This is a genomic window from Azospirillum ramasamyi (assembly GCF_003233655.1).
Lineage (GTDB): Bacteria > Pseudomonadota > Alphaproteobacteria > Azospirillales > Azospirillaceae > Azospirillum > Azospirillum ramasamyi.
Window position 1 is genome coordinate 1,656,607 of sequence record NZ_CP029829.1, and the last position, 14,263, is coordinate 1,670,869.

Sequence of the window (14,263 nt, forward strand, 5' to 3'; positions counted from 1 at the left end):
GGCATGGGCGCTCTCCGTCGTCATCCACAGGGCGGGGCCCGCCCTTGCTCTCCCGCATCCCGCAGTTTGCCGGGCTTTCCCGCAGCCATCCCCAGGATGTGCACGGCTCCATCCACATTTTCCCCAGACTAATCCACAGCCGGTGGATAACTGTGGGGCGATTTCCCATGCCGTCCCATGCCGGACCGGACTTTCCCACCCAAGGTCCTATGCCGTCGGAGGGGGTCGATTCGACGATGCGATAGACCATGGACCAGGCACATTTTATTAAACTTTGGGAACATTTGCGGAACATGTGTGGATAACTTTATCCACATCGGCAGAGTCCAGCGAAATACTGCGATGATTCTGGAAATTCGTGCGCCAACTTGCGCGGATGACACAGCTTGGCCCGAAAGTCTTGACACCCCCGTCTGAATACTCGGGGGGCCGTTGACGCCCATGCCGTCCCATGCTATCCCAAGAACGCCCATTTAAGGGGGGCTTTAACCCATTCTGGTTAACACCGGGGGGCTGGAGCTGAATGGGCCAAGCGGGGCTAGCGCGGAGCACCCGACCGCGCGTGGGGGATAGCAGGGGGGATCGCCGGGCCTATGGCCGTTTTCCTGTCCACATACGTCAACAAAGTTGACAGGAAAGGGCGTGTGTCCATCCCGGCACAGTTCCGGCAGTCGCTTGCCAAGACGTCGGCTCCCACCACCGTCTATCTCTGGCCCTCGCTGAACCACCAGGCGCTGGAAGGCGCCGACCAGGACTATCTCGACGTCCTCTCCGAAAGCCTCGAATCCCCCGACCTCGATGCCGACGAGCGCGACATGATCGAGACCTTCATCTTCGGAAAGCTGATCCCCGTCTCCTCCGACGCCGAAGGCCGCATCGTCCTGCCCAAGGAGCTGGCGGAGTTCGCCGGCATCACCGAGGAAGCCGCCTTCATCGGCCGCCGCAAGACCTTCCAGATCTGGGAACCCGATTCACTGAAGGCCCACGAGGCCGCACTTCGCGAGCAGGTCGTGCGCAAGGACATCTCCCTCAGCCAGATCGTCGCCAAGGCCTCCCGCGGTGCCGCCGGCCGGAGCGGGGAGGGCGCCTGATGACCGGAAACACCCCCATCCACATCCCCGTCCTGCTGGACGAAGTGATCGCGGCACTCGCCCCGCGCGACGGCGGCCTCTATGTCGACGGCACCTTCGGCGCCGGCGGCTACAGCCGCGCCCTGCTGCGGTCGGCGTCCTGCCGCGTGATCGGCATCGATCGCGACCCCGCCGCGATCGAGCGCGGCCGCGCGCTGGCCCAGGAGTTCCCGGGCCGGCTGGAGGTGATCGAAGGCCGCTTCGGCGACATGGACAGGCTGCTGGCGGACCATGGCGTCACGACCGTGGACGGCGTGGCGCTCGACGTCGGCGTCTCCTCCCCCCAGATCGACGAGCCGGAACGCGGGTTCTCCTTCCGCTTCGACGGCCCGCTCGACATGCGGATGGGACGGGATGGGCCGACCGCCGCCGATGTGGTCAACACCGCCGACGAGGCGGAACTGGCCGACATCATCTATCACCTCGGCGAGGAGCGGATGGCGCGCCGCGTCGCCCGCGCCATCGTCGCCGCCCGCCGCGAGGCGCCGATCGAACGCACGGCGCGGCTGGCGGAAATCATCCGCTCCGTGGTGCCGAAGGGAAAGGGCGACGGGATCGACCCCGCCACCCGCAGCTTCCAGGCGCTGCGCATCCATGTGAACGACGAGCTGGGCGAACTGCGGCGCGGCCTGTCCGCCGCCGAATCGCTGCTGGCGCCCGGCGGGCGTCTGGCCGTCGTCTCCTTCCATTCCCTGGAGGACCGCGAGGTCAAGGCGTTCCTGCGGGAACGGTCCTCGCCGCCGCCCTCCCCGTCCCGCCATACGCCCGTGACCGCGGTCGCGGCGCATCACCCATCCTTCCGCCTGCTCTCCCGGAAGCCCGTGGACCCGAGCGAGGCAGAAGCCCGCAACAATCCCCGCGCCCGGTCCGCCCGGCTGCGCGCGGCTGAACGTACCGAGGCGCCCGCGTTCCCGGCGCCCGGCAAGGAGGCAGCATGAAAGGCAAGACCTGGCTGTTCTGGGGTGGCCTGATCGCGGTCGCCGGTGGCGTGCTGTTCCAGACCAGCTACGACGTCCAGGATCTGGAGGAGAAGCTTGCCGGGCTGAATCGCAAGATCATCCACGAGCAGGAGTCCATCCAGGTCCTGAAGGCCGAGTGGAGCTACCTGAACGATCCGTCCAAGCTGGAGCAGATGGCCCAGTCCTATCTGGCGCTGCAGCCGACGGAGCCGCGCCAGTATGTGGCGTTGGACCTGATCCCCATGCGCCCGGCCGATGCCGTTCCGCCTTCCGCCCCCGGCCAGCCCGGCGCCGCTCCGCTGCCGCCGATGGTCCGCGCGCCCGGCACCTCCCAGGTCGCTTCCGCCCGCGTCCCTGCCCTTCCCAACACCACGGCCGCCGGAATCGTTCCGGCCAGCGTGCCGGCGGCCGCCAAGCCGCTGCCGATGGACAAGGCGCTGGAACGTGCGGCGGTCGTCGTGCCGGCTTCCCTGCCGTCCGGCGGCGGCCTTGCCAATCCGGCTCCGCGCGTCAAGCCCTCCGCCCTGGTGCCGGGTGCGGCCCGCGCCCCGGCGGAGAAGACCCCTGAAAAGGCCGGGGCCGACCGTGCCGCCGGCAAGCTCGCTCCGAACGCCCCGACCGCGCCCAACCGGACGACCGAGGTGGCGACCCGGCCGATGCCGCCCGCCGCGCCTCCCGCTCCCGCGCCCAAGGCGGCGGCTGCCCAGCAGCCCTACCAGCCCAAGCCGACCGACAGCCTGGGCCTGCTCGTCGCACGGCTGGGGGCCAATCGATGAACGGTTACGACCACGGCGGCCCGGCCGGCTACGGCCAGCCCGGCGGTGGCGGCGTGCCCGGCAGCCCGGGCAGCACCTATGTCCCGCCACCGGCGCCCTCGCCCTATCAGCAGCAGCCCCAGCAGCCCTACGCCAAGCCGCAGACGTCGCTGGCGGTCGCTCTGGAGCAGAGCCGTTACCGCCTGCTGGTGACGGCTGCCGTGGTCACGACGGTCTTCACCGCGATCAGCGTCAAGCTGGCGATGGCGACCCTGTTCGGCGGCGGCGGCGAGCCGCGCCAGCATGTGGCGCTGGCGGTGGACAACACCACCACCAACCGGGCCGACATCATCGACCGCCACGGCAACCTGCTGGCGACCTCGCTGGTCACCCAGTCTCTGTTCGCCGATCCCAAGCTGATCTCACACCCGGAAGAGGCCGCGCGGAAGCTGGTCAGCGTCCTGCCGGAACTGGACTACAAGGATCTGGTGACCAAGCTGAGCGGTGACCGTCGCTTCGTCTGGCTGAAGCGCAACCTGACGCCGAGGGAGCAGGCCGCCGTCCACCGTCTGGGCATTCCCGGCGTCGCCTTCGAGCGGGAGGAGCGCCGCTTCTACCCGGCCGGCCCGCTGACCTCGCATGTGGTCGGCTTCACCGGGATCGACAACAACGGCCTTGCCGGCATGGAGCAGGGCTTCAACAAGCGCCTGACCGAGGATCCCGGCACGCCGCTGCAGCTGTCACTCGACTTGAGGTTGCAGCACGTCCTGAAGAAGGAGCTGGTGGCGACGGTGCAGGAATTCAGCGCCATCGGCGCCACCGGCATCGTCTTCGACGTGCGCAGCGGCGAAGTCCTGGCCATGGTTTCGCTGCCCGATTTCGACCCGCAGGATCCGACCGGCCGCGATCCCGACACGCTGTTCAACCGGGCGACGCTCGGCGTGTACGAAATGGGTTCGACCTTCAAGATTTTCAACTCGGCGTTGGCGTTCGACACCGGCAGGATCCGTCCGTCGGACGTGTTCGACGCCAAGAATCCGATCAAGGTCGGCCGCTTCACCATCAACGACTACCACGGCAAGAATCGCGCCCTGACGGTGGCGGAAGTGTTCCAGCACTCCTCCAACCTCGGCTCCGTGCGCATGGTCCAGCAGGTGGGCGTCGCGGCGCAGAAGTCCTTCATGACCAAGATGGGCTTCACCAAGCCCACCGGGCTGGAGCTTCCGGAGAACGGCTGGCCGCTGGTGCCCAACCCGTGGCGCGAGGTCAACAGCTTCACCATCTCCTTCGGCCACGGCCTCTCGGTCAGCCCGATGCACACGGTGGCCGCCTCCGCGGCCGTCGTCAACGGCGGCTACTTCCACAAGCCGACGCTGCTGAAGCGCAGTTCGGACGCCGAAATCCCGACCGAGCAGGTCCTGTCGCCCCATACCTCCGACCTGATGCGGCGCATGCTCCGCTTCGTGGTCACCGAGGGAACCGCGAAGTCGGCCGCTGTAAAGGGCTATGTCGTCGGCGGCAAGACCGGAACGGCCGACAAGCAGAAGGGCCGGCATTACCAGAAGAACTCGCGCATGTCGTCGTTCCTGGGGGCCTTCCCGATGAACGACCCGCGCTATGTCGTCTATGTTCTTGTCGACGAGCCCAAGGCGACGGCCAAGACCTTCGGCTACGCCACCGGCGGCTGGGTCGCCGCTCCGGCTGCCGGCCGCATCATCAGGCAGATCGGCCCGCTGCTGAACGTTCCGGTGGTGGACGAGGACTCGCCCGAGATCCTCAACGCCACCTACCTGAACGCCGCCGGCTCCACCAACTGGCAACAGCACCTGCCCCCCGTCTCCGCACCACCCCCGCCGAAGGGAAGCACCGTTGCGTCTTTCCCAACTCAGACCAAGCCCCGCTGACGCCGCTGCCGGTGCGGCCGACCCCGACATCGCCGGGCTGACCGCCGACAGCCGCGCGGTCAGGCCCGGCTTCGTCTTTGCCGCCCTGCCCGGCGTGAAGGCCGATGGCCGCGCCTACATCGCCGACGCGCTCGCCAAGGGCGCGGTCGCGGTGCTGGCGCCCGAGGGCACCGAACTTCCGCCCGGCGCCGCCGCCGTCCTGCTGACCGATTCCCAGCCCCGCCTCGCCTTCGCGCGCATGGCCGCCGCCTTCCACGGCGGGCGCCAGCCGGAGACGGTGGTGGCGGTGACCGGCACCAACGGCAAGACCTCCACCGTGCAGTTCGCCGCCCAGATCTGGACGCGGCTCGGCCTGCCCGCCGCCAGCCTGGGCACGCTTGGGCTGCTCGGCCCCGGCCTGCACGGCTATGGCGGGATGACCACGCCCGACCCGGTGTCGCTCCACCGCGACCTCGCCGCCGCCAAGGACGCCGGCATCGACCATCTGGCGATGGAGGCGTCGAGCCACGGGCTGGAGCAGTTCCGGCTGGACGGCGTGGCGATCAAGGCCGCCGGCTTCACCAACCTGACACTGGACCACCTGGACTATCACGGCACGATGGAGGCGTATCGCGACGCCAAGGCGATGCTGTTCAACCGGATCCTGCCGGCGGGCGGCGTCGCGGTGCTGAACGCCGACTCTCCGGAATTTCAACATATTGCCACCATTTGTGACCACCGCGGCCAGCGCGTCCTGTCCTATGGTGTGGCCGGGTCCGAGCTTCGGGTGACCGGGGTGGAGCCGCTGGCCCATGGCCAACGCCTCGCCCTGTCCGTGCTCGGCCGCGACGTGACGGTGGACCTGCCGCTGGCGGGTCGCTTCCAGGCCTGGAACGTGCTCTGCGCGCTGGGTCTGGTCATCGGCTCGGGCGGCGACGCCGAACGGGCGCTCGCCACCCTTCCCGCGCTGGAAGGCGTGCCGGGCCGGCTGCAGCATGTCGCGACCCACCCCAACGGGGCGACGGTCTACGTCGATTACGCCCACACGCCCGACGCCCTGGAAACGGTGCTGCGGGCGCTGAAGCCGCATGCCGCGCGCCATCTGGTGACGGTGTTCGGCTGCGGCGGCGACCGCGACCGCAGCAAGCGGCCGGTGATGGGGGCTCTGGCGGCCAGGCTGGCCGACCGCGCCATCGTCACCGACGACAACCCCCGCACCGAGGATCCCGCCTTCGTGCGGGGGCAGGTGCTGGCCGCCGCCACCGGGGAACTGGCCGGAAAGCTGGAGGAGATCGGCGACCGGGCCGAGGCGATCCGCACCGCGGTGCGGCAGCTTCAGCCCGGCGACGTCCTGGTCATCGCCGGCAAGGGCCACGAGCAGGGACAAACGATCGGCACCGAGGTGCGTCCGTTCGACGATGCGGACGAGGCCCGGAAGGCCGTAGCGGAGGTTGGAGCATGAGTGACGACAAGACGGTCCTCTGGACTGCCGCGGACGCGGCGGCCGCCACCGGCGGGCGTCTGGCCGGTCCTGCCGCCTGGACCGCCACCGGCGTCACCATCGACAGCCGCAAGGTGGCCCCGGGCGACCTGTTCGTCGCCATTCGCGGGCCGAATTTCGACGGGCATGCCTTCGTCGGCGCCGCTCTGACCGCCGGGGCCGCGGCGGCGCTGGTCGACCATGTCCCGGACGGGCTTCCCGCCGACAGGCCGCTGCTGATCGCATCGGTCGACACGCTGGAGGCGATGGCGGCGCTGGGGGCGGCGGCACGGGCACGCTGCGGCGCGCGTTTCGTCGGCGTCACCGGCTCCGTCGGCAAGACCGGCACCAAGGAGACGCTGCGCCACGTCCTGTTGGCGCAGGGGCCGACCTACGCCACCGAAGGCAGCCTGAACAACCATTGGGGCGTGCCGCTGTCGCTCGCCCGCCTGCCCGAAGCCAGCGCCTATGGCGTGTTCGAGCTGGGGATGAACCATGCCGGCGAGCTCGGCCCGCTGTCGCGGCAGGTGAAGCCCGACGTCGCCATCGTCACCACGGTGGAGGCGGCGCATCTGGAGTTCTTCTCCGGCGTCGAGGCCATCGCCGACGCCAAGGCCGAGATCTTCGAGGGGCTGGGCGCGGACGGCGTCGCCGTGCTGAACCGCGACAACGGGCAATATGCCCGGCTGGCCGCCGCCGCGCGCCGCCAGGACCTGACCCATATCTGGAGCTTCGGCGCCCATGCCGAGGCCGACGCGCGCCTGGTCGACTGCTCGCTGCACGCCACCTGCAGCGCGGTGACCGCGGTCATCCGCGGCGAGCGCCTGCAATATTGCCTGTCGCTGCCCGGCAAGCATTGGGTGATGAACAGCCTCGCAGTGCTGCTGGCGGTCAAGGCGCTGGGCGCCGACGTCGCCGCAGCCGCCCGTTCCATGTCCACCCTGCAGCCGGTCAAGGGCCGCGGCACCCGCAAGCGCATCAAGCTGCCCCAGGGCGCCTTCACCCTGATCGACGAGAGCTACAACGCCAGCCCGGCGGCGATGGCCGCGACGCTGGAGGTTCTGGGCAAGATCGATCCCGGCGCCGGCGGCCGCCGCATCGCGGTGCTGGGCGACATGCGCGAATTGGGCGGCCGCGCCGACGCGCTGCACATCGCGCTTGCCGAGCCCCTGCGCGCCGCGCATGTCGACACCGTCTATGCCTGCGGCCCGCACATGAAGGCGCTGTTCGACCGTCTGCCGGAAGCCATGCGCGGCGCCTGGACCGAGAGCAGCGTCGACCTGGCGCCCATCGTGACCGCGGCCGTGAAAGGCGGCGACGTTATCATGGTCAAGGGGTCTTTGGGCAGCCGCACAGGTCTGGTCGTCGATGCGCTCGCCGCACTCGACAGCGGGCGCGAAAGCGAGGACAAAGCGGCCTCCCGAACCACCAACCAGCCGCAGGCGGCCGCCCAAGGCCAGCAAGGCCCGCGAGGCTGACGGACCCAAATGCTTTATAATCTCCTCTTCGGACTGGCAGACGTCTTCACGCCGTTCAACCTGTTCCGCTATCTGACCTTCCGTACCGGCGGCGCCGTCATCACGTCGCTGGTCATCAGCTTCGTGTTCTTTCCGCGCCTGATCGCCTGGCTGAAGCGCAAGCAGGGCGAAGGACAGCCCATCCGCGCCGACGGCCCGGAGAGCCATTTCAAGAAGAAGGGCACGCCCACCATGGGCGGCCTGATGATCCTGATCGCCATGACGGTCAGCACCCTGCTGTGGGCCGACCTGACCAACCCCTATATCTGGATCGTCCTGCTGGTGACCATCGGCTACGGCCTGATCGGCTTCGGCGACGATTACCTGAAGCTGACCAAGCGCAACACCAAGGGGCTGTCCGGCCGCTTCCGGCTGGGCTGGGAGATCGCCATCGGGCTGGTCGCCTCGGCGCTGATCATGTGGGTGTCGGCCCCGCCGCTGTCGGGCGGCGTCGCGGTGCCCTTCGTCAAGGACTTCCTGATCCAGCTGTCCTGGTTCTTCATTCCCTTCGGCGCCTTCATCATGGTCGGCGCGTCGAACTCGGTGAACCTGACCGACGGCCTGGACGGGCTCGCCATCGTGCCGACGATGATCGCGGCCGGCTGCTTCGGCCTGATCTCCTACCTGTCGGGCAATGCGATCTTCGCCAACTACCTGCAGATCCACCATGTGCCGGGTTCCGGCGAGCTGGCGGTCTTCTGCGGCGCCCTGGTCGGCGCCGGCCTGGGCTTCCTCTGGTACAACGCCCCGCCGGCCATGGTCTTCATGGGCGACACCGGGTCGCTGTCGCTGGGCGGCGCGCTGGGCGCCGTCAGCGTGGTGACGAAGCACGAGATCGTCCTTGCCATCATCGGCGGCCTGTTCGTGCTGGAGACGGTGTCGGTGATCGTGCAGGTCGCGTCCTTCAAGCTGACCGGCAAGCGCGTGTTCCGCATGGCGCCGCTGCACCATCATTTCGAGAAGAAGGGCTGGGCCGAGCCGACGGTGGTGATCCGCTTCTGGATCATCGCCTCGATTCTGGCGCTGATCGGACTGTCCACGCTGAAGCTGCGCTGAGGGGGCACCGGCGATGATCGACCTGTTCTATATGCAGGAAATGCCCGTCGCGGTGATGGGGCTGGGCAAGTCCGGCCTCGCCACCGCCCGCGCGCTGCGCGACAGCGGGGCCGAGGTGCGGGTGTGGGACGACAACCCCGACTCCCGAGCCGCGGCGGAGGCCGAGGGCTTCGCCGTGGTCGATCTCGCCACGGCCGACCTGTCGGACCTGACCACCATCGTCTGGTCGCCCGGCATCCCCCATACCCACCCCAAGCCGCACCCGGTCGCCGAGCGCGCCCGCGCGCTGGGGATCGAGCTGATCTGCGACATCGAACTGCTGGGCCGGGCGGAGCGCGACTGCGCCTTCATCGGCATCACCGGCACCAACGGCAAGTCGACCACCACCACCCTGATCGGCCACATCATGGCCGCCGCCGGGCGCAAGGCCGCCGTGGGCGGCAATCTCGGCACGCCGGTGCTGAGCTTCGACCCGATCGGATCCGGCGGCACCTGCGTGCTGGAGATGTCGAGCTACCAGCTGGAGCTGACCCACTCCATCACCTTCGACATCGCCGTCCTGCTGAACATCACGCCCGACCATCTCGCCCGCCACGGCGGGATGGAGGGCTACATCGCCGCCAAAAAGCTGATCTTCCACCGCCAGACCCGGCCGCGCACAGCAGTGATCGGCGTGGACGACGAGCATTGCCGCAAGATCCACGCCGACCTCGCGGCGGCCGGCGACCAGCGCATCTGGCCGGTCTCCGCCCTGGGGCCGGTCGCGGGCGGCGTCTACGCCGCCGACGGCTGGCTGGTCGACGACACCGACGGCGAGGCCGCCCGCGTGGCGGAGCTGTCCACCCTTCCCACCCTGCTGGGCACCCACAACTGGCAGAACGCCGCCGCCGCCTTCGCCGCCTGCAAGGCCGCCGGCCTGCCGGTGCCGGCCATCCTCGCGGCGATGGCGACCTTCCCCGGCCTCGCCCACCGGCAGCAGCTGGTCGGCGAGGCGGACGGCGTGCGCTTCGTCAACGACAGCAAGGCGACCAACGCCGACGCGACGGAAAAGGCGCTGGCCACCTTCGACCCGATCTACTGGATCCTCGGCGGACAGGCCAAGGACACCGGGCTGAACGGGCTGGAGGGCTATATGGGCCGCGTCCGCCACGCCTTCCTGATCGGCGAGGCGCAGGAACAATTCGCCGCATGGCTTGACGCGCGCGGTGTTGCCTATACACGCTGCGGAACGCTGGATATCGCCACCGCGAAGGCGGCCGGTCTGGCTCTGGCGGAACGGCTGGACGGCGCCTGCGTGCTGTTGTCCCCGGCTTGCGCGTCGTGGGACCAGTTCGCCAATTTCGAAAAGCGCGGGAAGGCCTTCGCGGCCTATGTCGCGGGCATACTCGGCGCGCGCGGTGCGACGAGCGGGGGCGCTGAATGATCACCTTCGACCGTACCGACCAATCGATCTTCGGCCGCTGGTGGTGGACCGTCGACCGCTGGCAGCTGGGCGCCATCGCCGTGCTGATGTTTCTCGGCACGGTCCTGATCACCGCGGCCAGCCCGCCGGTCGCCGAGCGCATCGGCATCCAGGACACCTTCTATTTCGTCGAACGCCACCTGATGATGCTGATCCCGGCGATCGCCATCATGATCGGCGTCTCGCTGCTCAGCCCGCGCGGGGTGCGGCGGGTGGCGCTGGGGGTGTTCCTTGTCTCCGTCCTGCTGGTCTTCGCCACCCTGGTGGTGGGCATGGAGATCAAGGGCGCGCGGCGCTGGTTCCACATCCCCGGCCTGTCGCTTCAACCGTCGGAGTTCGTCAAGCCCGCCTTCGCGGTGGTGGCGGCCTGGCTGTTCTCGCTGTCGCGCACCAACCCCGGCTTTCCCGGCGCGCTGGTGTCGATCGTGCTCTACGGCATCACCGTGGCCGGCCTGATCCTGCAGCCCGACCTGGGCATGACCTTCGTCGTCTCCGCCGTGTGGTTCACCCAGTTCTTCCTGGCCGGTCTGAACATCGTGCTGGTGATGGGTCTCGGCGGGCTGGGCGTGGTCGGGCTGATCGGCGCCTATTACACGCTGCCCCACGTCACCAGCCGCATCGACCGCTTCCTCGATCCCAATGCCGGCGACAACTATCAGGTCAGCCGGTCGCTGGAGGCTTTCGCCAACGGCGGACTGATGGGCACCGGGCCCGGCCAGGGGACGGTGAAGTTCTATCTGCCCGACAGCCACGCCGACTTCATCTTCGCCGTCGCCGGTGAGGAGATGGGGCTGATCTTCTGCCTCGGGCTGGTGATCCTGTTCGCCTTTGTCGTCCTGCGCGGATTCGCGCGGGTCTTCAACGACAACAACTACTTCGTCCTGCTGGCGACCGCCGGCCTCCTGATCCAGTTCGGACTCCAGGCGGCGATCAACATGGGATCATCCTTGCATCTTATGCCGACGAAGGGCATGACCCTGCCGTTCATTTCCTACGGCGGCTCCTCGCTGCTGGCACTCGGGTTCGGCATGGGCATGGTTCTGGCTTTGACACGCAAACGCTTCGGCCCCGCGGAATGAGGAGGCCGACGAATTTGGACCCCGCAGCGCACAAGGTGATCGTGCTGGCCGCCGGCGGCACCGGCGGGCATATGTTCCCGGCCGAGGCGCTGGCGCGCGAGTTGCTGGCCCGCGGCCGTGCCGTGACTTTGGTCACCGACAAGCGCGGCCACGCCTTCGGCGACAATCTGCCGGAGGTGCCGGTCCACCGCATCCGCGCCGCCTCCCCCGGCACCGGGATCGCGGGGAAGCTGAAGGCCGCCCTGCAGATGGGGCTGGGCCTGCTGGAGGCGCGCGCCCTGATGCGGCAGCTCGCCCCCGCGGCGGTGGTCGGCTTCGGCGGCTATCCGTCCGTCCCCACCGTCTATGCGGCCATCCAGACCAAGCTGCCGGCCCTGCTGCACGAACAGAACGCCGTTCTCGGCCGCGCCAACCGGATGCTGATCGCGGGCGCCCGCCGCATCGCCGTCGCCTTCCCCGGCATCGAGAAGCTGGGCGAGGCGCAGCGCGCCAAGATCGTCCACACCGGCAACCCCGTCCGCCCCGCCGTCGCCGCCCGCCGCCTCTCCCCCTACGAGGCGCCGCAGCCCGGCGGTCCGGTCCGCCTGCTGGTGATGGGCGGCAGCCAGGGCGCCCGCGTCTTTTCCGAGGTGATCCCCGCGGCGCTGGCCCTGCTGCCGGAGGATCTGCGCGCCCGCATCCATCTGGCGCAGCAATGCCGCCCCGAGGACCTGGAAGCCGCCCGCGAGGCGCTGGAGCCGCTGGGCCTCGCCCGGCTGGAGCTGCAGACCTTCTTCCGCGACGTGCCGGAACGGCTGGCCGCCTGCCATCTCGCCGTCACCCGTGCCGGCGCCTCCACCATCGCCGAGCTGACCTGCATCGGCCGCCCGGCGATCCTGGTGCCCTACCCCCACGCCACCGACGACCACCAGACCGCCAACGCCCGCCATCTGGCCGGGGCCGGCGCCGCCTGGCTGGTGCCGCAGCCGGACTTCACCGCGGACGGGCTGGCCGGGCGGCTGTCCGCCCTGCTGGCCGACCCGCAGGCGTTGTCCGCCGCGGCGCGGGCCGCCCATGGCTGGGGCACCGCCGACGCCGCCGGTGCCCTGGCCGACGCCGTCCTGGCGATGCTGGACGGCGGCACCGGGGGCAACCGCTCCGCCGCCGCCGGCTCCGGCCAGGCCGGCCCGACGGTCACGAGCGGCCCGACCGCGACCGACCACGACCGATCCCACAACGCCCGGCGGGCCGCCGCCGGCGCCAGCGCCAAGGGGGCCGCGGAATGATCAAAGCCAGGACTCTGACCCGACGGACGCCGCGACCCCTGCAGGACTGGCCTGCGGACATGACGCGGACCGAGGGGGGCTGGTACAACCGTCCGGGCTGTCCGCTGGTGCCGCGCTTCCTCGCCGAAGGCGGGTTCCTGCGGGACCGCCTTTCAATGATCCACGGATCGCAACCCCTTCCCAACGACCTGTCCGACGGGGCGGTCGACGCCACCCTTCGCCTGATGCTTCGCCGCGGAAAGTAAGCCTGACATGCGCGCCCTCCCCCTCTCGATCGGCACCATCCACTTCGTCGGCATCGGCGGCATCGGCATGAGCGGCATCGCCGAGGTTCTGCGGAACCTGGGCTATACCGTCCAGGGCTCCGACCTTGCCGAGAACGCCAACGTCAAGCGCCTGCGCGAGCTGGGCATCAAGGTGTTCGTCGGCCATCGCGGCGAGAACATCGCCGGCGCCGCCGTGGTCGTCGTCTCCTCCGCCGTTAAGCGCGACAACCCGGAAGTGGTCGCCGCCCGCGCAGCGCTGGTGCCGGTGGTGCGCCGCGCCGAGATGCTGGGCGAGTTGATGCGCCTGAAATGGGCGATCGCCATCGGCGGCACCCATGGCAAGACCACGACCACCTCGATGGTCGGCCATATGCTGGAGCATGCCAACCTCGACCCGACCGTCATCAACGGCGGCATCATCAACGCCTACGGCTCCAACACCCGGCTCGGCACCGGCGACTGGATGGTGGTCGAGGCGGACGAGAGCGACGGCACCTTCGTGAAGCTGCCGGCCTGCATCGCCGTCGTCACCAACATGGATCCGGAGCATCTGGACTTCTACGGCACCTTCGACAACGCGCGCGCCGCCTTCGACAGCTTCGTCCAGAACATCCCCTTCTACGGCTTCGCCGCGCTCTGCATCGACCATCCCGAGGTGCAGGCGATGATCCCCCGCGTGTCGGACCGCCGCATCGTCACCTACGGCTTCTCGCCGCAGGCCGACATCCGCGCGGTGAACGTCGAGCTGGGCCCCGAAGGCGCCAAGTACGACGTGCTGATCTACGACCGCCACAGCGGCGAGAGCCGCGCCATCGCCGGCGTGCGCCTGCCGATGTACGGGCCGCACAACGTCCAGAACTCGCTGGCCTGCTTCGCGGTCGGCAACGAGATGGGCCTGCCCGACGTGGTGATGCGCGACAGCATGGCCAAGTTCCAGGGCGTGAAGCGCCGCTTCACCAAGACCGGCGAGGCCAACGGCATCACCGTCATCGACGATTACGGCCACCACCCGGTGGAGATCGCCGCGGTGCTGAAGGCCGCGCGCACCGCCGGCACCGGCCGCACCATCGCCGTGGTCCAGCCGCACCGCTATTCGCGCCTCGCCGGCCTGTTCGAGGAGTTCTGCACCTGCTTCAACGACGCCGACGCCGTGATCGTCGCCGACGTCTATGCCGCCGGTGAGGCTCCCATCGAAGGCGTCAGCCGCGACAGCCTGGTGGAGGGCCTGCGCATGCACGGCCACCGCCATGTCGTCGCCCTGCACAACCAGCAGGAGCTGGCCCAGGTCGTGCGCGAGATGGCCAAGCCCGGCGACTTCGTCGTCTGCCTGGGCGCCGGCAACATCACCCAATGGGCCAATGCCCTGCCGGGCGAGCTGTCCGCCATTTACGGCACCACGCGATGACGGCGG

The 14,263-nt window shown here is 69.5% G+C and carries 12 protein-coding genes; all 12 read left to right on the forward strand.

The features are described from left to right. Positions 1-644: 644 nt before the first annotated feature. From DM194_RS07660 to murC, 12 genes are read left to right on the forward strand one after another with little or no spacing between them, the layout of a single operon-like run. On the forward strand, positions 645-1,091 hold the full coding sequence (locus tag DM194_RS07660; RefSeq protein WP_342792436.1) for a division/cell wall cluster transcriptional repressor MraZ: 447 nt from the start codon (positions 645-647) through the stop codon (positions 1,089-1,091). Beyond that, positions 1,091-2,068: a 16S rRNA (cytosine(1402)-N(4))-methyltransferase RsmH gene (rsmH, locus tag DM194_RS07665; protein ID WP_111066675.1), complete on the forward strand. Its 978-nt coding sequence runs from the start codon at positions 1,091-1,093 to the stop codon at positions 2,066-2,068. Before DM194_RS07660 ends, rsmH begins: the two co-directional genes overlap by 1 nt. Beyond that, positions 2,065-2,865 carry a cell division protein FtsL gene (gene ftsL / locus DM194_RS07670; protein WP_111066676.1) on the forward strand — a complete coding sequence of 267 codons (801 nt, stop codon included), beginning with the start codon at positions 2,065-2,067 and terminating at the stop codon, positions 2,863-2,865. Before rsmH ends, ftsL begins: the two co-directional genes overlap by 4 nt. Further along, entirely contained in the window at positions 2,862-4,748 is a 1,887-nt protein-coding gene (locus DM194_RS07675) for a peptidoglycan D,D-transpeptidase FtsI family protein (protein WP_111066677.1), read from the forward strand. Before ftsL ends, DM194_RS07675 begins: the two co-directional genes overlap by 4 nt. Continuing rightward, entirely contained in the window at positions 4,714-6,189 is a 1,476-nt protein-coding gene (locus tag DM194_RS07680) for a UDP-N-acetylmuramoyl-L-alanyl-D-glutamate--2,6-diaminopimelate ligase (RefSeq protein ID WP_111066678.1), read from the forward strand. Before DM194_RS07675 ends, DM194_RS07680 begins: the two co-directional genes overlap by 35 nt. Continuing rightward, on the forward strand, positions 6,186-7,685 hold the full coding sequence (locus tag DM194_RS07685) for a UDP-N-acetylmuramoylalanyl-D-glutamyl-2,6-diaminopimelate--D-alanyl-D-alanine ligase (protein ID WP_111066679.1): 1,500 nt from the start codon (positions 6,186-6,188) through the stop codon (positions 7,683-7,685). Before DM194_RS07680 ends, DM194_RS07685 begins: the two co-directional genes overlap by 4 nt. Positions 7,686-7,694: 9 nt before the next feature. Further along, on the forward strand, positions 7,695-8,780 hold the full coding sequence (mraY, locus tag DM194_RS07690) for a phospho-N-acetylmuramoyl-pentapeptide-transferase (RefSeq protein WP_111066680.1): 1,086 nt from the start codon (positions 7,695-7,697) through the stop codon (positions 8,778-8,780). 13 nt (positions 8,781-8,793) lie between these two features. Then, positions 8,794-10,203 (forward strand): UDP-N-acetylmuramoyl-L-alanine--D-glutamate ligase, encoded by a 1,410-nt coding sequence (gene murD / locus DM194_RS07695; protein WP_111066681.1) that lies wholly within the window; start codon positions 8,794-8,796, stop codon positions 10,201-10,203. Beyond that, complete coding sequence (locus DM194_RS07700) at positions 10,200-11,321, forward strand: FtsW/RodA/SpoVE family cell cycle protein (protein ID WP_111066682.1); 1,122 nt, start codon at positions 10,200-10,202, stop codon at positions 11,319-11,321. The genes murD and DM194_RS07700 overlap by 4 nt, the downstream gene beginning before the upstream one ends. Beyond that, on the forward strand, positions 11,318-12,586 hold the full coding sequence (gene murG, locus DM194_RS07705) for an undecaprenyldiphospho-muramoylpentapeptide beta-N-acetylglucosaminyltransferase (RefSeq protein WP_111066683.1): 1,269 nt from the start codon (positions 11,318-11,320) through the stop codon (positions 12,584-12,586). The genes DM194_RS07700 and murG overlap by 4 nt, the downstream gene beginning before the upstream one ends. A gap of 59 nt (positions 12,587-12,645) precedes the next feature. Further along, a complete protein-coding gene (locus DM194_RS07710) occupies positions 12,646-12,831 on the forward strand; it encodes a hypothetical protein (protein ID WP_236783611.1) in 186 nt (61 codons plus the stop codon). Positions 12,832-12,838: 7 nt separating this feature from the next. Then, positions 12,839-14,257 carry a UDP-N-acetylmuramate--L-alanine ligase gene (gene murC / locus DM194_RS07715; RefSeq protein ID WP_111066685.1) on the forward strand — a complete coding sequence of 473 codons (1,419 nt, stop codon included), beginning with the start codon at positions 12,839-12,841 and terminating at the stop codon, positions 14,255-14,257. Positions 14,258-14,263 lie beyond the last annotated feature (6 nt).